The organism is Bradyrhizobium sp. USDA 4474, from assembly GCF_054057515.1.
This window is the reverse complement of sequence record NZ_JBSRZJ010000002.1, coordinates 5,971,547-5,991,094: the sequence shown is the minus strand read 5'-3', so window position 1 is coordinate 5,991,094 and position 19,548 is coordinate 5,971,547. Positions and strand designations below refer to the sequence as shown.

Genomic DNA, 19,548 nt, shown 5'->3' with positions numbered 1-19,548 from the left:
CTCAAGCTTTGTTGAAAATACAGCCCTGTCTACCATGCAAGCGCCAGTCCACCCAACTGGTCGAGATCGGGTCTAGCCCTGCCCGTGCGACATGGCCGGGCTTGTCCCGGTCGTCTCCGTCTGCCTATTAGGGTGGAACGTTTAGAGATCATCCGGGTGGAAGCAGAATGCCAAGGCGGCTCGAAGGTGAGTTTGATTATATTGTCGTGGGCGCCGGCACGGCCGGCTGCGTTCTTGCCAACCGGCTTTCCGCGGAGCCCAAAAACCGCGTCCTTATTCTCGAAGCCGGTGGTGACGACAACTGGATCTGGTTCCACATTCCGGTCGGCTATCTTTTCGCCATCGGCAATCCGCGCTCGGACTGGATGTTCAAGACCGAGGCCGAGCCGGGCCTCAACGGCCGTTCGCTGGCCTACCCCAGAGGCAAGGTGATCGGCGGCTGCTCGGCGATCAATGCCATGATCTCGATGCGCGGCCAGGCCGCCGACTACGATCACTGGCGCCAGCTCGGCATGACCGGCTGGGGCTATGACGACGTGTTGCCGCTGTTCAGGCGGCTCGAGGATCACTTCCTCGGCGCAAGCGAGCATCACGGCGCCGGCGGCGGCTGGCGCATCGAGGCGCCGCGGCTGTCGTGGGAGGTTCTCGATGCGGTCGGCGATGCCGCGGAAGAAATGGGCATCAAGCGCATCCCCGACTTCAACACCGGCGACAACGAAGGCACCAGCTATTTCCACGTGAACCAGAAGCGCGGCCGGCGCTGGTCGTCGGCGCGAGGCTTCCTCAAGCCGGCGTTGAAGCGCTCCAATTTGCGGCTCGAGAAGCACGTGCTGGTCGACCGTCTGATCATCGAGCAGGGCCGCGCCGTCGGCGTCCGCTTCATCCAGAACGGCGAGATCGTCGAGGCGCGCGCCAAACGCGAGGTGATCTTGTCGGCCGGCTCGATCGGCTCGGTGCAGGTGCTGCATCGCTCCGGCATCGGCCCGGCCGACTGGCTGTCGCCGCTCGGCATCGACATTGTCATGCACAAGCCCGGCGTCGGGCGCAATCTGCAGGACCACCTCCAGCAGCGCGCGATCTACAAGGTCGAAGGCGTGCGGACGCTGAACGAGACCTATTACAACCTGTTCCGCCGCGGTCTGATGGGCCTCGACTATGCCTTCCGTCGCCGTGGGCCGCTGACCATGGCGCCGTCACAGCTCGGCATCTTCACGCGCTCGGATGCGACACGCGCGCGCGCCAACATCCAGTTTCACGTGCAGCCGCTGTCGCTCGACAAGTTCGGCGATCCCCTGCACCGCTTCCCTGCGATCACGGTCAGCGCCTGCAATCTCCAGCCGACGTCGCGCGGCACCGTGCGGCTGCGCTCGTCGATCCCGGACGAGAAACCGATCATCGCGCCAAACTATCTGTCGACCGACGATGACCGCCAGGTCGGCGCCGACGCCATCCGCACCACGCGCCGCCTGATGCAGCAGAAGGCGCTCGCAAAATATCGGCCGAGCGAATATCTGCCCGGCCCCACCGTCGGCGACGACGATGCCTCGCTCGCAAAAGCCGCCGGCGATATCGGCACCACGATCTTCCATCCGGTCGGCACGGCCAAGATGGGTGCTGTGAGCGATCCCATGGCCGTGGTCGACGAGCGCCTGCGCTTCTATGGGCTCGGCGGTCTGCGCGTCGTCGACGCCTCGATCATGCCGACGATCACTTCGGGCAATACCAACACACCGACCGCGATGATCGCCGAGAAGGGCGCGGCGATGATCCTGGAGGATGCGAGGTAGCCTCCCGTCATCATGATCAGTCACCGCTTTTCCGTCGATCCCACCTCACGAAAACGTCATCGCTCCCCGCGAATAAACCGACTCCTTCCCCGATCAACTCCCCCGAAGCCCAATTCCGGGCCAAAGGAGACGTGCGATGAGCGGACACGATCACGGGGAAGACGGCGTCAGCCGTCGCAAGGTGCTCGAGTGCATGACTTGGGCCGGCACCGGGGTGCTCTGGACAATCACGGGCGGCGTCCCGCGCTCGCTCGGCATCATCGATTCCGCGGAGGCCGCGACGGCGGCCGCGCCCGGCATGACCTTCCTCCAGATCAGCGACAGCCATGTCGGCTTCGACAAGCCGGCCAACCCGAACGCGCTGGGCACGCTGGAGGAAGCCGTCAACAAGATCAATGCGATGCCCACCAAGCCGTCGTTCATGATCCACACCGGCGATATCACCCATCTGTCCAAGGCGTCCGAGTTCGACAACGCCGATCGCATAATCTCGCAGTCCAAGTTGGACGTGCACTACGTGCCGGGCGAGCATGATTTCCTCGACGAGGAAGTGAAGTTCTATCGCGACCGTTACGGCCGCGGCACCAAGGGGGCGGGCTGGTATTCCTTCGACGCCGGCGGCGTGCACTTCGTCGGCCTCGTCAACGTCGTCGACCTCAAGGCCGGCGGTCTCGGCAATCTCGGCGCCGAGCAGCTCGCCTGGCTCGAGGACGATCTCCGTGGCAAGTCGAAATCGACGCCTATCGTCTTGTTCGCGCATATTCCGCTCTGGACCGTCTATCCGGAATGGGGTTGGGGCACAGAGGACGGCGGCCGCGCGCTCGAATACGTCAAGGGCTTTGGTTCGGTCACCGTGCTCAACGGTCACATCCACCAGGTGATGCAGAAGGTCGAGGGCAACGTCACCTTCCACACCGCGCGGTCGACCGCCTTTCCGCAGCCGGCACCCGGCAGCGCCCCCTCCCCCGGACCGATGAAGGTCGAGGACGCCAAGCTCCGTTCGATGCTCGGGGTCGCGAGCATCAACTTCAAGCAGAACGAGCAGCGGCTCGCGATCATCGACACGCCGCTCCAGGGTTGATCGGAAGCAGACCAATGAAGACACTCACTCGCCGCGACTTCGGGGGCGACCTTCTCACTTTGGCCGCGGCCATCCTGCTGCCGCTCACAACCGCCCGTGCCGAAGACACCAACATGGAGGTGCATATCGACAATTTCGTCTTCCAGCCGGCGGAGCTCAAGATCAAGGTCGGCACGACCGTAACGTGGACCAACCGGGACGACATCCCGCACACCGTGGTATCGGCCGGCAAGTTCAGGTCCAAGGCCCTGGACACCGACGACAAGTTCACGTTCACCTTCACCGATGCGGGCGACTACAAGTATTTTTGTTCGTTGCACCCGCATATGACCGGGATGATCAAGGTTGAGTAACGTCTCCAACCAAGGCATCTCTGTCTTGCCCGGCCGGTGGTCCCACGCCGACCGGGCGCGCGTGCCTGCGGTCAGGCCCAAAGGCGAAACCCCGACGAAACGCAGCAAGAGGCAAAGCGAGAGGCGATGCCCGTCAGCGACGATTTCCAGAAGGCACAGCGCTTCCGCGAGGCGGCCCTGCCCTATCTCGACGACGTCTACACGCTCGCACGCTATCTGCTGCGCGACGCCTCCGACGCGGAGGACGCGGTGCAGGAATGCTATCTGCGCGCGCTGAAGCACTTTGACAGCTATCGAGGCCCGGCCATGAAGCCGTGGCTGTTCGCGATCCTGCGCAATGTCTGCAACGCCGAATATGCCCGGCGCGTGCATTCGCCCGCCGCGATCGAGGACACGCCCGGTGCAACCGACCAGACGCCGATGTGGCAGGAGAACGAGGCGAGCCCGGAGACGGAAGTCTTGCGTAACCGCGAGGCCGGCGCCATCCGCAAGATGATCGACGCACTCGCCGAGCCGTTCAAGGAGACCTTCGTGCTGCGGGAGATCAACAACCTGTCCTATCGCGAAATTGCAGAAGCCGTCGGCGTCCCCGTCGGCACCGTGATGTCCCGCCTCGCTCGTGCCCGCGCCATGCTGCGCGCGGCCTGGACGGCGGAAGAGGAGCACTCGAAATGACCTGCGACGAAGCAAAGATGCTGCTTCACGCTCTGCTCGACAACGAGCTCGATGCCGGCCACGCGCGCGAGGTCGAAGCTCATCTCGCCGGCTGTCCGGGCTGCGCGGCCGAATTCGCAGCACAACGCGAGATGAAGCGCGTGCTGGCCGACACCAAGCTGCGCTACAGTGCGCCGGCTAGTCTGCGTGCCCGTATCGAGGCGTCGATGCCGCAAGCGCGGCCGCAGCCGAGCCGGCGTTCCGTGCTGCGTGGTTTCGCAATGGGCTCGGCGGTCTCTGCGCTCGCCGCCTCCGGCGTCTTTGCCGTGGTGCTGCGCCAGGACGACCAGCAGCGCATCCTTTCGGAGGTCGTCTCCGCGCATCTGCGTTCGCTCCAGGCCGGCCACCTCATCGACGTCGTCTCGACCGACCAACACACCGTCAAACCCTGGTTCAACGGCAAGCTCGACGTCGCCCCGCCCGTCATCGACCTCACTGCGCAAGGCTTTACGCTGGTCGGCGGCCGGCTCGACTATGTCGATGCCCGCGCCATCGGTGCCGTCGTCTACCGGCGCCGGCAGCACATCATCAACCTGTTCGTGGCGCAGACTGCGAGCATCGAGCATCGGCCGCCGAAGACGCAGACCATGCAGGGCTTCAACTGCCGCCGCTGGGGCGAGCGCGGCCTGAACTTCTGGGCCGTGAGCGATATCGGCGGCGACGAGCTCACCGAGTTCGTGGACAAGTTCGAGGCGGCGATCAAGGCGAATGTGGAGGGGTAGTCGTCTCGCCGCCGTTGCCGATGCCGCGGCAAGAGATCAAGCCGACCGCCGCACCGCGTTGTCCACCAGCGTCTTGCCGAGCGACCAGATCGCACCGGGAACCTTGTGGCTGCCGGCGATGACGTCGTCGAAGGCGCGCTCGATCCAGCTGCAGTCTTCTTCCGTGATGGTGAGCGGCGGCAGCAGCTTGATGGTGTGGCTGCCGTGGCCGGCGACCTGCGTCAGGATCTTGTGATCCTTGAACAGCGGCACGGTGATGAGCTGGCAGAACAGGCCCTTGTTGGCGGCTTCCAGCACGTTCCAGGAGGCCCGCAGCCGCAGCGATTTCGGCGGCCCGAACTCGATGCCGATCATCAGGCCCTTGCCGCGGACTTCCTTCAGCAGCTCATAGCCGGGCACCATACGCGTGAGTGCCAGGCGAAGTTCGGCGCCGCGCTTGGCGGCGGACTCGATCAGCTTCTCCGATTCCATCACATCGAGCGTGGCAATGCCCGCGGCCATCGCGAGATCGTTCTTGGAGAAGGTCGAACCGTGCACCACCGCGCGGTCCATCTGGTTGAAGATCTTGTCGAAGATGCTCTTGCGCGTCAGCACGGCGCCAACAGGCACGTGCCCGCCCGAGAGCGACTTCGACAGCAGCACCATGTCGGGTTCGACGTTCCAATGCTCGACCGCGAGGAAGCGTCCGGTGCGGCCCATGCCCGTCTGGATCTCGTCGGCGACGAACAGCGTGCCGTATTTCTTGCAAAGCGCGGCCGCGCCCGGCAGGAACTCGTCGGAGGGCATGTTGACGCCCTTGCCCTGGATCGGTTCGACGACGAAGGCCGCGACCTCGCGCGAGGCCAGCGCCTTCTCGAGCGCGGCGAGATCGTTGAACGGAACCGGGGTGCAACCCGGCAGCAGCGGCTCGAAGCCGGTGCGGAAGTTCGAATCCCCTGTCAGCGACAGCGCGCCGTAGGTCAGGCCATGGTAGCCGTGGGCGCAATAGACGATGCCCGGGCGGCCGGTGGCGCCGCGGGCGAACTTGATCGCGGCCTCGACGCATTCCGCGCCGGAATTGGCGAAGAACGCCTTGTCGAGATAGGGAACATACTTCAGGAGCCGCTCGGCGAGGACGCCGGCGAGCACCGAAACATCGAACTGGACGAGATTGGGCAGATCAGCGTCGAGCACGCTTTTCAACGCGTCCCGCATCACCGGATGATTGCGCCCGATCGCGAACACGCCAAAACCGGACAGCAGGTCGAGATAGCGCGCGCCCTCGCGATCGTAGAGGTACTGCCCCTGCCCTTTCTGGAACCCGACATCGTAGCCGATGGTCTTGAGAACCCGGACGAACTGCTCGTTCAGGTACCTATTATGCAGGGTGTTGCGCTGGGCCTGACGGTCCGCGAACAACTGGGACATGTCTGGATTTGGACTGTTCATCCGCTACATACTTCGGTTGAGGGCCGCTTCGTCAACTGAAAACGGTCAGCGAACGGAAAACGCTCTGTGCGGCCTTTTGCCCTTTTTCGGACCATCTTCGCAAGCACAGCTTTAGACCATGTTGCACTGCCGAGGAACACTCATGCGTTTGGCTATTTACACCGGACTAATACTGGCAGGCGGTTACACCGGCCTGACACCAGCGCTCGCGGCCGATCCTACCGGCGACTGGCGGGTCGCGGACGGCGTCGCCAATATCCGAGTCGCCCAATGCAATGGCAGCATGTGGGGCGCCGTTTCCTGGGAAAAGAAACCCGGCGGCCGCGACGAGAACAACCCGGATGTCTCAAAAAAGAACAGGCCTACGCTAGGCATGGCGACCCTGATCAACATGAAGAAAGTGGGCGGCGCCGAGCAGTGGGAAGGTCAGGTCTACAACGCCAAGGATGGCCAGATGTATAGTGCGACCATCACGCCTGTCGGCGCTGACCAGCTCGAGATCAAGGGCTGCGTGCTGGGCTTCCTGTGCGGCGGCGAGACCTGGACCCGCGTCGGTCCCCCGATTCCCTCGAGCCCCGCCAACGCCATGGCAAAGGGCGGGCCAAAAACCACGGGGGCGGCGCCGAAGGCCGCGTCGAGCGCCGCAGCACCTGGACCGATGACAGCGGCTCCAAAGAGTGCCGCCGCGGCCAAGCCTGGTCAGAAAGGCGCCCCCGATCCCGTCGGCGACATCTGCCTACTCCCTGAGATTGCGGGGTTTGCCCATTAGGGCCGGCTGAAACAGCAGCACTGCGGCAAGCGTCGTCACCAGCGAGAGTGCGAGCAGCTTGCCCATGCTGGACGTGCCCGGATGGCTCGACAGCCACAGGCTGCCGAATGCGGTCGCCGTCGTCAGTGCGCTGAAAAAGATCGCGCGCGTCAGGCTGGTCTGAAGCAGGTTTGTCCTGCCGGACCGCCACGCCACGACATAATAGATCTTGAACGCGACACCGACGCCGAGCAGCAGCGGAAACGCGACGATGTTGGCGAAGTTGAGCGGCAGGCCGATCAGCACGCAGATCTCGAGCGTGACCGCGCCTGCAACCAGCAACGGCACCAGCGTCATCGCAACGTCGACCAGGCGGCGCAGGGTGATCCACAGCAGGAGGCTGATCACCAGCAGCGCGTAGATGCCGGCATGGATGAACGCTCGCACTACGGTGTCACCGGATTTCAGGATGGAGACCGGTCCGCCGATCGCTGTCGGCTCCGCCTCGAGCACGGCCGCCGCGAACTTGCGCAGCGTGTCGTTGTCGTTGGGATCGCCCTTCGGCTGAGCTTCGACGCGGATGATGCCATCCTTGCTCTTCCAGGCGCTGACGAGATCGGGCGGCAGTGACTTCAGGGTGACAGGCTCGGCCTGCATCGCCTTCCTGAGCTGGTCGAACACGATCTTCATCGGCGTCACGAACACGTCCTGCGCCTTGTTGCGGGTCGATTCGTCGGCATTGGCGAGCTTTTCGAGCGCGTCCGCTAGGCGGCGCGAGGCGACCGCGCCAGGGCCCTTTGCGTCACCTGCCGTGCGGCGCAGATTGTCGACCGAGGATTTCAGTGAATCGACGTTCTCCTGATCCGACGGCGCCGCGTCGATCTGATCCGGATTGAGCGCGGGGTTCAGGATCTTGGCGCCCTGCGCAATCAGCTTCAGCTTCGGCTGCTGGTCCTCCGGCACGAAACTGTCGAGCGACATCACCCGCAGCACCTCCGGCACCTTCTCGAGCTTCGCTTCGACCTGCTTGGCCTGCTCTTCAGACGTGGTCATCACGTTGACCGCATTGGCGCCGGTGTTGGGATCCTTGCGCAGGTCGAGGAAGGTCGCGATCGACTCGGCGTTCGGGTTGCGCAGGTTCATCGGGTTGAAGTCGAACTTCATGAAGTAGAGCAGTGGCAGGCCGGCGACCGCGAGCAGCAGCGTGCCACCAACGACCAGCACGCGGTGCTTCTCCAGGAAGTGATCGAGCGGCGCGAGGAATGCGTAGCCGACCGGCTCCTTTTCGCCGGGCGGGTTCAGCAGCTTCAGCATCGCCGGCAGGACGGTGATCGAGGAGATGAACGCCACCAGCATGCCGACGCCGGCGATTTGCCCGAGCTCGGCGATGCCCTTGTAGTCGGTCGGGATGAAGCAGAGGAAGCCGGCCGCGGTGGCCATCGCGGCGAGCGACAGCGGGATTGCGGAGCGTCTGGCGGCAAGCACCAGCGCCTTGCCGAGATCATTGACCTTGTAACGCTCCGAGCGGTAGCGGACGCTGTATTGGATGCCGAAATCGACGCCGAGGCCGACGAACAGCACCGCGAACGCGATCGACAGCAGATTGAGTGAGCCGACCATCATCAGGCCGACGGCAGTGGTGACCGCAAGGCCGACGAAGAGATTGACGAATACGGCGAAGATGATCTTCGCTGAATGCAGCGCCAGCCACAGGATGAACAGCACGACCACAACGGTGCCGATGCCGTTGACGACGGCGCCCTCCTGGACGGTCGCGTATTCCTCGTTGGCAATCGGAACTGGACCGGTCAGCCGCACACGCGCGTGGTACTTGGTCGCGAAATCGAGATCCGCCGCCGCCTTGCGGATCGCGTCGGTGGCGTCCTTGCCGGGCTCAAGCGCGTTGTAGTCAAGGATCGGCTTGAATTCGATGAAGGCCCGCTTGTCCGAATCCTGCAGCGGCTGGTCGCTGACGAGTTCACGCCAGGAGAAGGTCGCGTTGCCCTTGTTGAGCACGGTCTCGACCGTCTGCGAGATCAGGTTGAACGGCCGCTCGGTGCTATCGAGCTTGACCTGACCACGCTTGACGCCGGCGAGCCCGGTCTCCAGCGCACCGGTCAGGCCGCGGATCGACGGATCGCCGGCCATGATCTCGATCAGGGGCGCCGCGGATTCGAACTGGCCGGTGATCTTGCCGACTTCTTCGGTCGGAAGAAACAGCAGGCCGTTCTTCTCGAAGAACTCGCCGGTGCCGAGTTGCTGAATGGCGACGAAATTGGCCTTGTCGTCCTTCAGCCTGGCATACAGCGCGTTCGCCGCCGCCGTCGTCAGCTCCGGCGTCGCGCCTTCAACGACCGCCAGGATCGTCGCATCGCGGTCGAAGGCACGGTCGAACTGCTGGTCGCGCTGACGCCAGTCGAGTTTCTGCGAGATCAGGGAATTAATGTCGGTATTGATGGCGAAGTGCCGGGACGTGTAATAGCCCGCCCCCACCGCCAGCAGGAGCCCGAGAACGACGACGAGAGAGGCAAACCGGGTACAGGCCCTGACGATGGCAACGACTACGCTTTGCAGCACTTCTTTTCTTTCTGCGGTTAACAGCTTGCCGGAAACGCCCGCTCTTTAGCGGAGTTCCCAGGCGAAACCTATTGCCGTTTGGGTCGTTCTCGCACGAACAAGGTTCGAGGTAGACGGCGAAGGACCATGGCAAAAAGCATGGGGGACAGCGGTATAGCCGCCGAGTTGAGGCGGTAAAGTGACGAAGGGGTGAGCACAGTCATCGCCGACTTGCTCACCCGGACGACCGCATTATAATACCCGCGCCCGGTCCCGCCCGAACCTGCGGGTCACCCGCACTTCCCTTGTTGCCGATTTTTTGACACAAAGTGCTGCGCCTGCATGCATCGGAACCCACGGGTGGGCAACCTGCCGAGGTCGCGAAACATTGGTGCGGATATTGCAGCACGCGCCCCTATCAGAGTGCCCCGGGACAATTGAGCGGATTGGTGCAATTTGCGTGATGGACGTCCAATGGAAGTTTATCTGGCGCAGCCGCGAGGCTTTTGCGCGGGCGTGGTGCGCGCCATCGAGATCGTGGAGCGCGCGCTGGAGAAATACGGCCCGCCGGTCTATGTGCGCCACGAGATCGTGCACAACAAATACGTCGTCGAGAGCCTGAAGAACAAGGGCGCGATCTTCGTCGAGGAGCTGTCCGAGGTTCCGCCGAAGGCCGTGACGGTATTCAGTGCTCACGGCGTCGCCCGCAGTGTCGAGGAAGAGGCCGCCGCGCGCGACCTTCCGGTGCTCAATGCCACCTGCCCGCTGGTCACGAAAGTTCACAATCAGGGGAAGCGCTACATCACCAAGGGCCGTACCCTGATCCTGATCGGCCATGCCGGCCACCCCGAGGTCGAGGGCACGATGGGCCAGGTTCCCGGGCCCGTTCTGCTGGTCCAGAGCGTCGAAGAGGCCCGGGCCCTGGCGCTGCCGGCGGATACGCCAGTGGCCTACATCACCCAGACCACCCTGTCGGTCGACGACACCAGGGATATTATCGGCGCCCTCCAGGCAAGATTTACAGATATTCAAGGCCCGGACATCCGGGATATCTGCTATGCGACACAGAACCGCCAATCTGCGGTAAGGGACTTGAGCAAGCTGGTTGACGTGATCTTGGTGGTGGGCGCCGCCAACAGCTCGAACTCGAACCGGCTCCGCGAGATCGGCACTGAGGCCGGTGTCGCGAGTTATCTGATCGCCGATGGAAGCGAGCTCAATCCCGAGTGGTTGAATGGTGCCAGGTCGGTCGGCCTCACGGCCGGCGCCTCGGCGCCCGAGGTGCTGGTTGATGACGTGATCGAAGCGCTGCGGCGGATCGGACCGGTGACGGTTTCGGTGCTCCCCGGCCGCGAGGAAAACATCGAATTCCGGCTTCCGGCCGAACTGGCTGCAAGCTGACCTACCCGAATTTGAAGCCCAGAAAGAAACGTGTAATGGCAATCCCCTTCTTCAAGGAAATGCGTATCGGCGGCTATTTGCTCAAGCAGAAACTGCTTGGCCGCAAACGCTATCCGCTCGTGCTGATGCTGGAACCCTTGTTCCGCTGCAACCTCGCCTGCGTCGGCTGCGGCAAGATCGATTATCCGGATGCGATCCTCAACCGCCGCATGACCGCCCAGGAGTGCTGGGACGCGGCCGACGAGTGCGGCGCCCCGATGGTGGCGATTCCCGGCGGCGAGCCGCTGATCCACAAGGAGATCGGCGAGATCGTGCGCGGCCTCGTCGCGCGCAAGAAGTTCGTCTCGCTCTGCACCAACGCGCTGCTGCTCGAGAAGAAGCTCGACCTGTTCGAGCCCTCGCCATACCTGTTCTTCTCCGTCCATCTCGACGGCCTCAAGGACCATCACGACAAGGCCGTGTCGCAGCAGGGCGTGTTCGACCGCGCCGTCTCCGCGATCAAGGCGGCGAAGGCCCGCGGCTTCACCGTCAACGTCAACGCCACCATCTTCGACGGCCATCCGGCCGAGGAGATCGCGAAATTCCTCGACCTCACCGTCGAGCTCGGCGTCGGTGTCTCGATGTCGCCCGGCTATGCCTATGAGCGCGCGCCGGACCAGGAGCACTTCCTCAACCGCGCCAAGACCAAGAAGCTGTTCCGCGACGTCTTCGCGCTGGGCAAGGGCAAGAAGTGGAATTTCATGCACTCCGGCCTGTTCCTCGACTTCCTCGCCGGCAACCAGGAATACGAGTGCACGCCGTGGGGCATGCCCGCGCGCAACATCTTCGGCTGGCAGAAGCCCTGCTACCTGCTCGGTGAAGGCTACGCCAAAACCTTCAAGGAGCTGATGGACACCACCGACTGGGAGACCTACGGCACCGGCAAGTACGAGAAGTGCGCCGACTGTATGGCCCATTGCGGCTACGAGCCGACGGCAGCGACCGCAGCCCTCAACAACCCGATCAAGGCGATGTGGGTGTCGCTGCGCGGCATCAAGACCACTGGCCCGATGGCGCCGGAGATCGACATGTCGAAGCAGCGCCCGGCGCAGTACATCTTCTCGGAGCAGGTCCAGAAGAAGCTCTCCGAGATCCGCAAGGACGAGGCCGAAGCCGCCGCGGCGAAGGCCGCGCGGAAGGCTTCGACGGCCGCGTAAGGGCGTCAGCCGGCGAAAACGAACAAGGCCCGGTCGCCGATGGCGATCGGGCCTTTTCTTTTGTTCGGCGCGAGGGTCCGCCAGGACGGAACGATACGCGAAGCGATGCCCCTCGCCTCCTCGCACTTATGCGAGATGTGAAAAACAACCCCATGCACAGTAGAAGCGTGGTTGCTCGCCGCCGCGAACGTTTTCCAATCGTTCTGTTCTCGCATGGCGGAGGAACAATCAAAGCGGGGGGCACAGTGCGGATCGGTTCACATTCAAGCTGCCCGGCGGCACTGCGCAGACCACATGGTGCGTATGCCGCCCGCCTATGACGACGATCGCGCAGCTCAAAACAAAAGGCCCGATCGCACCGCGACCGGGCCTTTTGTGTTGTTCAGCTCGAAGACGCCCTTCAGGCCGCTTCAGCGGCGAGCGCCTCGCTGCCCACGAGCTCCGTCCCGATCAGAAAATCGCGGCAGCCGCGCAAGGAACGCAGCGCGCGGCTGAAGTCGATGCCGGTGGAGACCAGGGCATGCAGCGTCGCGGGATTGCGCACGATGCCGCGCAGGACGGCGGCGAGGTCGATCTGGCCGTTCGGCTTGATGGCTGCGCGGGCGATGGCCGGCAGCGCACGGTGGGCGGGGTCGCTGATGACGCGGACCGCGGCAAACGGCAGGCCGGCCTCGGCGGCGTAGGCAGCCGCGATGTGGCTTTCCATGTCGACGGCGAAGGCGCCGGTCTCGGAATGCAGCGCCGCCTTGCACGATGAACCGGTGACCACTTCCTCGGCACCGGCGAGGCTGCCGCGCACCACGCGGCGGCGTCCGGATGTCAGCTTCTCGATGAGGTCGTCGCTGAGCCACAGGCCGGCGCCCCAGCGGTCATCACCCGAGAGCACCTCGGTCGCCACCACGACGTCGCCGGAGCGCAAGCTCGGGTCGAGCCCGCCGGCCACGCCGAACGAGATCACGCCGCGAATCGAATCAGGATCCACCACCGTCAGCAACGCCCGCAACTGGGCCGGGCTGCTCGACGAGCAAATGACGGCCATGCCGGGCCCTGCCGCAATGCGGGCCTCCTGCACCAGTCCGGTCACAATCAATATCGGGCGCGGATCAATGGCTTGACCCGCGGTCACATAGTCCCCCGTCCCCGTCGTCACATCCCGACCCCTACCACCCTGCTGTTGGTGTTCCGCAAGTTCCGATATCGCGCCAGCGCCCACAGCGGGAAGAACTTCGGGTAACCATGATACCGCAGATAGAACACGCGGGGAAAGCCTGTGGCGGTGTAACGCTGTTCATCCCACAGTCCTTTTTCGTTCTGTGTTGCAATCAGGTACTCCACCCCGCGGGCGACGGCCGGGTGATCAACCTCGCCTGCAGCCATCAGGGCAAGCAAGGCCCATGCCGTTTGCGAGGCGGTCGACGGGGCCGGCTCCCATCCCTGGTAGTCCAGCCGATAGCTGACGGCGTCCTCGCCCCAGCCGCCGTCCTTGTTCTGGATCGAGGCCAGCCAGCCGGCCGCCTTGCGCATCATCGGGTCGCTGTGGGGAACTCCGGCCATGTTCAGCGCACAGAGCACCGACCAGGTTCCATAAATGAAGTTCATGCCCCAGCGGCCGTACCAGGACCCCTCGGGGTGCTGGGTCTTGCGCAGATAGGCAACGCCATCGGCGACCTGCTTGCTGGTCTTCTCGGTCTTGCCGAGTTGGGCCAGCATCGAGACGCAGCGCCCGGTGACGTCCTCAGTCGGCGGATCGAGCAACGCGCCGTGGTCCGAGAACGGGATGTTGTTGAGGTAGTATTCGAGGTTGTTGACGTCGAAGGCCGCCCAGCCGCCGTCGTCGCTCTGCATGCCCTCGATCCACTCGCGGCCGCGCTCGATCGCGGCATCATAGCCGGCGACGCCGTGCTCGCGGCGCATGCGGTCCATCGACATCACCACCACGGCGGTGTCGTCGAGATCGGGATAATGCGCATTGTTGTACTGGAACGCCCAGCCGCCGGGACGCACGTCGGGCCGCTTCACCGCCCAGTCGCCCTTCACCTCGAGCTCCTGCTTCGGGATCAGCCAGTCCAGGCCCTGCTTGGCGGCAGGCAACGCCTTGTCGCCGCCGGCCTCCAACAGCGCATGCGCGGTCAGCGTCGTGTCCCACACCGGGGAGACGCAGGGCTGGCAATAGGCCTCATCGCCCTTGACGACGAGCAGCTTGTCGATGCCCCGGCGCGTGATCGCGCGGGGCGGGAAGTTCTCGTCCTTGCCGAGCGCATCGTACATCATGACGATGTTGGCCATGGGCGGATAGATCGCACCCATCCCGTCCTCGCCGTTGAGCCGCTCCTCGGTAAAGGCAAGCGCGGCATCGATCGCGCGCTTACGCAGGCGCTTCGGAAACATCGGCTCGATCACGCGCAGGATGCCGTCGAGCGCGCGGAACAGCACGAACCAGGCCATGCTCTGGTGCGGCGCCTTGGCGGTCATCCCGATCGAGCGCGGATCCTGCAGGAACAACTCGTCGATGCCGACGCCCTTGGGATTCTTCGCGCGCGGCTTCAGCGCGGCGATCACCATCAGCGGCACCATGGTGGTGCGCGCCCAATAAGAGATCTTGTTGAGATGGAACGGCGACCAGAACGGCAGCAGCACGATCTCGATCGGCAGCACCGGCACCGCGCGCCAGGTCACGACGCCGAAGGTTGCGAGCAGGAAGCGGGTGAACACGTTGCTGTTGACGGCACCGCCGCGCGCATGGATCGCCTGCCGCGCACGCACCATGTGCGGGGCATCCACGGAATCGCCGATCATCTTCAGCGCGAAATAAGCCTTCACGCTGGCGCTCATGTCGAACTCGCCGTCATGCACCAGCGGCCAGCCGCCATGAGCACCCTGAACGCGGCGCAGATAATTGCCGATCTTGGCCTCGAGCGCGGTGTCGACCGGCTCGGCGAGATAATGGCGCAGCAGGATATATTCGGCCGGAATGGTGCAGTCGGCCTCGAGCTCGAATACCCAATGGCCGTCGGGTTGCTGGAAAGCGAGGACGCCTTGCGTGGCTGACGCAATGCTCGATTCCAAAGCTTCGCGGCTGGTCGCGTTCACGGAATCCATGTCGCTCGATTGCTCCTGGCGTCGATTGAAAATGACCGGGACATTGCCCGTCAGGGCCGCTTTGCGGCCAGAACCAGATCGGCAGCGCGATCACCCGATCGGACCGATCCCTCGATGGTTGCAGGCAATCCCGTAGCAGTCCAATCGCCGGCAAGGAACAGGTTTTTCAGCGCGGTGACCGGCCCTGGACGCAGGGCATTCTGCGCCGGCGTTGCCGCAAATGTGGCACGGCGCTCCCGCACGATCTGCCATGGGGGCAGCTCGCCGGAGACGCCGCCCGCCGCGCAGACGTCATTCCAGATCGCCTGCGCGAGTTCCTCGCGCGGCATATCGACGAGACGGTCGCCATTGCTGATGGTGACCGACAGCCGGTTGGGGAACGCGAACAGCCATTCCACCACGCCGCCGATCACGCCCAGGATCGGTGCCGAACCCGGCGGCGGCTCAAAGCGGAAATGCGCATTGACGATGGCGCGGAATTCGGTCGGCGCAGTCAGGCCCGGCAGCAGGCTCGTCGCCGCGCGGGGCGGCACCGCCATCACGATCACATCGCCCGCGGCAAGCTGGACCACGTCCTCGCCGCCGAAATTGAGCGCGCTGACGTTGCCGTCGGTGGTGACGAAGGAGCGCAGCTCATGACCGAGCTGAACGGTGTGCCCGCGCTCAGTCAGGAATTTCACGGCCGGTTCGATCAAAACGGTGCTCAGGCCATCGCGCGCGATCAGCGGACGGCAGGCCTGCCCGCCCGCGAGCAGCGTCTCGCGCACGATCGCGCCGGCAAGCCCGGCCGAGCCCTCGGGCGGATCGACGTTGAGCGCGGCGAGCAGCAGCGGCTGCACCAGGCGATGATAGAGCGTGCCTTCGCAAGGAATGGACTTGCCGACCGGCGTCTGCTCCGACGCCCAGATCAGCGGCGCCAGCTTGAGATAATCGGTCAGACCCGTGTCAGGGACGCGGCGGCTCTCGTCGAGCACCCAGGCAGGCCAGCGGCCATTGCCGAGATCGATCTGCCAGCGCTGTCCGGTCTTGACGTCGACGAAGGGAAACTGCGCACTGTCAGGCCCGACCAGGCCCGCCTCGGTGCCGATCGCGCGCGCATAGGCCCGGGCGTGGCTGTTGCCCGACAGCAGCAGATGGTTGCCGTTGTCGATCATGAGATTGGTGGCGCCGTCGAAATAGGAGCGGCAGCGGCCGCCGGCCTGGTGCGTCGCCTCGTGCACGGCGACCCTGTAGCCGGCATTGCCGAGCCGCACAGCGGCGGAGAGGCCGGAAATGCCGGCGCCAATGATGTGAGCTGTGTTTTGCATCAAATGAAAGCGTAACGGAGCAGGATCGCGAAGCGCGTGACCTTCGACACACGCACCGGCTCGCGCGGTGCGTTGAAGCCGCGCGCGATCAGGAGGTCCAGAATGGAATGGTAGTATTTCGACATGATCCTGGGCGCGCGCACCGCGCGGCGCCTGTTGCGGTTCATGATCTCGTCCGACTTCTCGAAATGCGCCTTCGCGCGCTGCGTCAGCGGCAGGCAGACTTTCGGCAGCGCGCGCTCGGCGATCACGCGGTTCGGATCGTTTGAGGTGATGCCGGCATGCAGCAACGCCTCGCGCGGCAGATAGAGGCGGCCGAGCGTCGCATCCTCGTCGATGTCGCGCAGGATATTGGTGAGCTGGAGCGCGCGGCCGAGATGGTGAGCGAGTTGGATGCCGTCATCCTCGGGCAGGCCGAATACCCGCACCGACAAACGTCCCACGGCGCTGGCGACGCGATCGCAGTAGAGGTCGAGCGTCGCCATGTCGGGCGCGCGGATATCCTGCGGCACGTCCATCTCCATGCCGTCGACGATGGCGAGAAAATCCTCGCGCTTCAGCCCGAATGTCTTCACCGAGGCGACATAGTCCTTCAACCGCGGCGGCGGATTGCCCCGGTAGAGCGCGTCGATGTCGTTGCGCCATTGCTGAAGCGCGGCGAGCCGCACCTCGCGCGGACCGTCGGAATCGGCGATGTCGTCGACCTGGCGGCAGAAGCTGTAGATCTGGAACATCGCCTCGCGCTGGTTGCGCGGCAGGATGCGCATCGCAGCGTAGAAGGAACTGTTCGATGCGGACGAGCCATAATCGGCGCCGGGCGCGGTCGCCTCAAGCGTCATGGGCAGCCCCCGGATTGGAGAGGGCCTTACGGCCGATCGCGCGGCGGCCGACTTCGCCGATCATGCCGGCGAGGCTGAACATGAGCAGTTCGAACTTGTTCAGATGCACGCGCTCGCGCAGGGGATCGCGCACCTTCAACAGGCGCACGATACGATCGGCGTAGGCCTGGATCACCGCGACATCGACCCCGAGGCGGGCATCCCGGATCTCCGCAGCGAGCGACCTGCCCTCGTTGAGCAATGCTTCGTTGCGCACGGCGAGGCCATGAAGGCAGGCCAGCATCGCCGGCGGCGATTGTGCAAGCCCGAGTTGCTCGACCGTGGCGCCGTGTGCTGCCAGCGCATCGCGCGGCAGATAGACGCGATTGAGCTCGCGGAAATCCTTGCCGCAATCCTGGAGGTGGTTGTTGATCTGCAGGCCCGCGCACAGCGCATCCGACGCGGCCCAGGTCGAGGTCGCCTCGCCATGAACGTCGAGCATGAAGCGGCCGACCGGCATGGCCGAATAGCGGCAATAGTGGATGACCTCGTCCCAGGTCTCGTAGCGCAGCTTGCTCACGTCCATGCGGAAGGCGATGAGCACGTCGAGCGCATGGCGCGGCGCCATGCCTCGATCGGCCAGCGCGCGCCTCAGCGCGACGGCCTCGGCCTGGGTATCGCCCTTGCCGAGCAGTTCCGCCTCGAGCAGGTCGAGATAACGAAGTTTCTCCTCGGCCGGCAGGCTCGCGTGGTCGGCGATGTCGTCGGCGGTGCGGACGAAATTGTAATAGGCCAGGATCAGGGCGCGATGACGCGGGTGAATGATCCAGGACGCGACGGGAAAATTCTCGTCGCGGTCACCCTTGCCGGATCGCAATTCGCTCGCAGAGGTCATCGAGGGCTGATCAACAATCGTTTGGACAGGAAGGGCTTGTTCGCGCGCGCGGGTTCATGCCGGCGCTGCCGCGGCCCCCATATAGGGGAATACGGCCGCAAAACCAATCCTGTCTCGCGATGGCAGCCCCGCGGATCCGGCCTGAAAAAGGCGGCCCCTGGGGGCCGCCTTTGTGGGCCAGTGGCCGAGCTTACTGGTTGTGGTTCTTCAGGACCTGGTCGCAGGCCTGCGAGATCTTGGCCCGATTCTCCTTGAGGCAGGCCAGGACAGTGAAATCGCCCTGATCAATAACCGGACGGCAGAACTTCTGCACATCGCGCGTGCAGGCCTTCTGCTCGGCTTCGGTGCCACGGCCGCCCTGCTGGGCGAACGCAGCCGTGGACAGGGTTGCCGACAGCACGGTGAGAGCGACGAAAAGCTTACGCATTGTATTCCTTCATTCTAACGGCAGAATCGCACCAATCCCGCACAGCACAGGGCAGACGACGGGAACGGATTGTTCTGATGGCAAGTTACCGCGGGATGAGAGCGGCACCGGAGAAGGCCACAAGCGCTGGTAAATGCGGCCAAATTGGCGCCGCGCGTACCAAATCAGGTCTTCCCCCGATCTTCATTGGCAGAGGTAAGGGTTTGATACTACGTCGAAATTCTGAGGCACGGCGTTTTACGGCAGACCTGTTGCAGAGCTGCATCTGTCAGATCGGCCATTCCGGCCGGAAACACATGGAAACAGAGGGGATCCAGGCACGGACCGTTGCAACACCGCTCGGCCCAGCCTCTTGAACCTGACCCCGCCTCACAACACTAAACGTTCGATGTGGCGAGACGATCTGCGATGAAGCAGGCGTCGTTCCAAAACGGGATATTGATGATGAAATTCTTTGGGCGATCTGAACTGGCAATCAAGGCGGCCGGCATTGGCGCGGCGCTGCTCTTCTCAGTTGCGGCAAGCCACGCTCAGTCGTCCGGTCCCTTCGCCGGTTTCGACGGGGCATGGACCGGCACCGGCACGGTGTCGCTGTCCGATGGCTCGACCGAGCGCATCCGCTGCAAGGCGGACTACAAGGTCGCCGGCACCGGCCTCAACCTCAAGCAGGCGCTGCACTGCGCATCCGACAGCTACAAGTTCGACCTCACCAGCGACGTGACCAGCCAGGGCGAGCGGATCTCCGGCAACTGGAGCGAGTCCAACCGCAACATCTTCGGCAATCTGCAAGGGACCGCCGGCGGCGGCCAGATCGACGTGTTCGTCGAGGCCAACGGCTTTGCCGCCAATCTGTCGCTGCGCACCAACGGCTCCAAGCAGACCGTGCAGATCTCGTCCAAGGGCGAGATCCGCGGCGTCAACATCACCATGACGAGGGGCTGATCGTCCTCTCTTCCTCGAAAGAAAAAAGCCCCGGCTCTCGCGAACCGGGGCTTTTTGCTGCCGGGAATTTGTTG

17 protein-coding genes are annotated in these 19,548 nt (G+C 64.3%); 9 read left to right on the top strand and 8 right to left on the bottom strand.

The genetic code is table 11. The features are described 5' to 3' along the window. The first annotated feature begins 167 nt into the window (after positions 1-167). From ACVW16_RS29735 to ACVW16_RS29715, 5 genes are all read left to right on the top strand, one after another. Positions 168-1,787, top strand: a complete 1,620-nt coding sequence (locus tag ACVW16_RS29735) for a GMC family oxidoreductase (RefSeq protein ID WP_456734527.1) — start codon at positions 168-170, stop codon at positions 1,785-1,787. Between the two features lie 136 nt (positions 1,788-1,923). After that, a complete protein-coding gene (locus tag ACVW16_RS29730) occupies positions 1,924-2,868 on the top strand; it encodes a metallophosphoesterase family protein (protein WP_456734526.1) in 945 nt (314 codons plus the stop codon). Between the two features lie 14 nt (positions 2,869-2,882). Beyond that, a complete protein-coding gene (locus ACVW16_RS29725; RefSeq protein WP_456702565.1) occupies positions 2,883-3,221 on the top strand; it encodes a cupredoxin domain-containing protein in 339 nt (112 codons plus the stop codon). A gap of 126 nt (positions 3,222-3,347) precedes the next feature. Further along, positions 3,348-3,896 (top strand): sigma-70 family RNA polymerase sigma factor, encoded by a 549-nt coding sequence (locus ACVW16_RS29720; protein WP_456734525.1) that lies wholly within the window; start codon positions 3,348-3,350, stop codon positions 3,894-3,896. After that, positions 3,893-4,657, top strand: a complete 765-nt coding sequence (locus tag ACVW16_RS29715; protein ID WP_456702563.1) for an anti-sigma factor family protein — start codon at positions 3,893-3,895, stop codon at positions 4,655-4,657. Before ACVW16_RS29720 ends, ACVW16_RS29715 begins: the two co-directional genes overlap by 4 nt. A 36-nt stretch (positions 4,658-4,693) precedes the next feature. Here ACVW16_RS29715 and hpnO read toward each other — a convergent pair whose 3' ends face one another. Continuing rightward, entirely contained in the window at positions 4,694-6,085 is a 1,392-nt protein-coding gene (hpnO, locus tag ACVW16_RS29710) for an aminobacteriohopanetriol synthase HpnO (protein ID WP_456702562.1), read from the bottom strand. 142 nt (positions 6,086-6,227) lie between these two features. On the opposite strand from hpnO, the gene ACVW16_RS29705 reads away from it, so the two are divergent. Further along, on the top strand, positions 6,228-6,854 hold the full coding sequence (locus ACVW16_RS29705) for a DUF2147 domain-containing protein (protein ID WP_456734524.1): 627 nt from the start codon (positions 6,228-6,230) through the stop codon (positions 6,852-6,854). Here the strand turns inward: ACVW16_RS29705 and hpnN are convergent. After that, positions 6,822-9,410 carry a hopanoid transporter HpnN gene (hpnN, locus tag ACVW16_RS29700; protein ID WP_456734523.1) on the bottom strand — a complete coding sequence of 863 codons (2,589 nt, stop codon included), beginning with the start codon at positions 9,408-9,410 and terminating at the stop codon, positions 6,822-6,824. The genes ACVW16_RS29705 and hpnN overlap by 33 nt on opposite strands. Before the next feature lie 453 nt (positions 9,411-9,863). Here hpnN and ispH point away from each other — a divergent pair, with 453 nt between their 5' ends. Both ispH and hpnH read left to right on the top strand, forming a co-directional pair. Next, entirely contained in the window at positions 9,864-10,790 is a 927-nt protein-coding gene (ispH, locus tag ACVW16_RS29695; protein WP_456702559.1) for a 4-hydroxy-3-methylbut-2-enyl diphosphate reductase, read from the top strand. Positions 10,791-10,825: 35 nt separating this feature from the next. After that, complete coding sequence (gene hpnH / locus ACVW16_RS29690) at positions 10,826-11,986, top strand: adenosyl-hopene transferase HpnH (protein WP_456702558.1); 1,161 nt, start codon at positions 10,826-10,828, stop codon at positions 11,984-11,986. Positions 11,987-12,386: 400 nt separating this feature from the next. On the opposite strand, the gene ACVW16_RS29685 is transcribed toward hpnH, so the two are convergent. The 6 genes from ACVW16_RS29685 to ACVW16_RS29660 all read right to left on the bottom strand — a co-directional run bounded on the left by ACVW16_RS29685 (position 12,387) and on the right by ACVW16_RS29660 (position 18,532). Then, positions 12,387-13,136 carry a phosphorylase gene (locus ACVW16_RS29685; protein WP_456802535.1) on the bottom strand — a complete coding sequence of 250 codons (750 nt, stop codon included), beginning with the start codon at positions 13,134-13,136 and terminating at the stop codon, positions 12,387-12,389. Further along, on the bottom strand, positions 13,133-15,085 hold the full coding sequence (gene shc, locus ACVW16_RS29680; RefSeq protein WP_456738491.1) for a squalene--hopene cyclase: 1,953 nt from the start codon (positions 15,083-15,085) through the stop codon (positions 13,133-13,135). Before shc ends, ACVW16_RS29685 begins: the two co-directional genes overlap by 4 nt. A 50-nt stretch (positions 15,086-15,135) precedes the next feature. Beyond that, entirely contained in the window at positions 15,136-16,392 is a 1,257-nt protein-coding gene (hpnE, locus tag ACVW16_RS29675; protein WP_456702555.1) for a hydroxysqualene dehydroxylase HpnE, read from the bottom strand. Next, on the bottom strand, positions 16,392-17,231 hold the full coding sequence (hpnD, locus tag ACVW16_RS29670) for a presqualene diphosphate synthase HpnD (RefSeq protein WP_456738134.1): 840 nt from the start codon (positions 17,229-17,231) through the stop codon (positions 16,392-16,394). The genes hpnE and hpnD overlap by 1 nt, the downstream gene beginning before the upstream one ends. Further along, a complete protein-coding gene (gene hpnC, locus ACVW16_RS29665) occupies positions 17,221-18,105 on the bottom strand; it encodes a squalene synthase HpnC (RefSeq protein WP_456738133.1) in 885 nt (294 codons plus the stop codon). The genes hpnD and hpnC overlap by 11 nt, the downstream gene beginning before the upstream one ends. A gap of 190 nt (positions 18,106-18,295) precedes the next feature. Beyond that, positions 18,296-18,532 carry a cysteine rich repeat-containing protein gene (locus ACVW16_RS29660; RefSeq protein WP_456702552.1) on the bottom strand — a complete coding sequence of 79 codons (237 nt, stop codon included), beginning with the start codon at positions 18,530-18,532 and terminating at the stop codon, positions 18,296-18,298. 444 nt (positions 18,533-18,976) lie between these two features. Here ACVW16_RS29660 and ACVW16_RS29655 point away from each other — a divergent pair, with 444 nt between their 5' ends. Continuing rightward, positions 18,977-19,474, top strand: a complete 498-nt coding sequence (locus tag ACVW16_RS29655; protein WP_456705219.1) for a hypothetical protein — start codon at positions 18,977-18,979, stop codon at positions 19,472-19,474. The last annotated feature ends 74 nt before the right edge of the window (positions 19,475-19,548 follow it).

Bases quoted from the DNA above. Each gene is read 5' to 3' on its own strand.
- ACVW16_RS29735 (WP_456734527.1), top strand. From the start codon at position 168: ATGCCAAGGCGGCTCGAAGGTGAGTTTGATTATATTGTCGTGGGCGCC.
- ACVW16_RS29730 (WP_456734526.1), top strand. From the start codon at position 1,924: ATGAGCGGACACGATCACGGGGAAGACGGCGTCAGCCGTCGCAAGGTG.
- ACVW16_RS29725 (WP_456702565.1), top strand. From the start codon at position 2,883: ATGAAGACACTCACTCGCCGCGACTTCGGGGGCGACCTTCTCACTTTG.
- ACVW16_RS29720 (WP_456734525.1), top strand. From the start codon at position 3,348: ATGCCCGTCAGCGACGATTTCCAGAAGGCACAGCGCTTCCGCGAGGCG.
- ACVW16_RS29715 (WP_456702563.1), top strand. From the start codon at position 3,893: ATGACCTGCGACGAAGCAAAGATGCTGCTTCACGCTCTGCTCGACAAC.
- hpnO (WP_456702562.1), bottom strand. From the start codon at position 6,085: ATGAACAGTCCAAATCCAGACATGTCCCAGTTGTTCGCGGACCGTCAG.
- ACVW16_RS29705 (WP_456734524.1), top strand. From the start codon at position 6,228: ATGCGTTTGGCTATTTACACCGGACTAATACTGGCAGGCGGTTACACC.
- ispH (WP_456702559.1), top strand. From the start codon at position 9,864: ATGGAAGTTTATCTGGCGCAGCCGCGAGGCTTTTGCGCGGGCGTGGTG.
- hpnH (WP_456702558.1), top strand. From the start codon at position 10,826: ATGGCAATCCCCTTCTTCAAGGAAATGCGTATCGGCGGCTATTTGCTC.
- shc (WP_456738491.1), bottom strand. From the start codon at position 15,085: ATGGATTCCGTGAACGCGACCAGCCGCGAAGCTTTGGAATCGAGCATT.
- hpnE (WP_456702555.1), bottom strand. From the start codon at position 16,392: ATGCAAAACACAGCTCACATCATTGGCGCCGGCATTTCCGGCCTCTCC.
- hpnD (WP_456738134.1), bottom strand. From the start codon at position 17,231: ATGACGCTTGAGGCGACCGCGCCCGGCGCCGATTATGGCTCGTCCGCA.
- hpnC (WP_456738133.1), bottom strand. From the start codon at position 18,105: ATGACCTCTGCGAGCGAATTGCGATCCGGCAAGGGTGACCGCGACGAG.
- ACVW16_RS29660 (WP_456702552.1), bottom strand. From the start codon at position 18,532: ATGCGTAAGCTTTTCGTCGCTCTCACCGTGCTGTCGGCAACCCTGTCC.
- ACVW16_RS29655 (WP_456705219.1), top strand. From the start codon at position 18,977: ATGAAATTCTTTGGGCGATCTGAACTGGCAATCAAGGCGGCCGGCATT.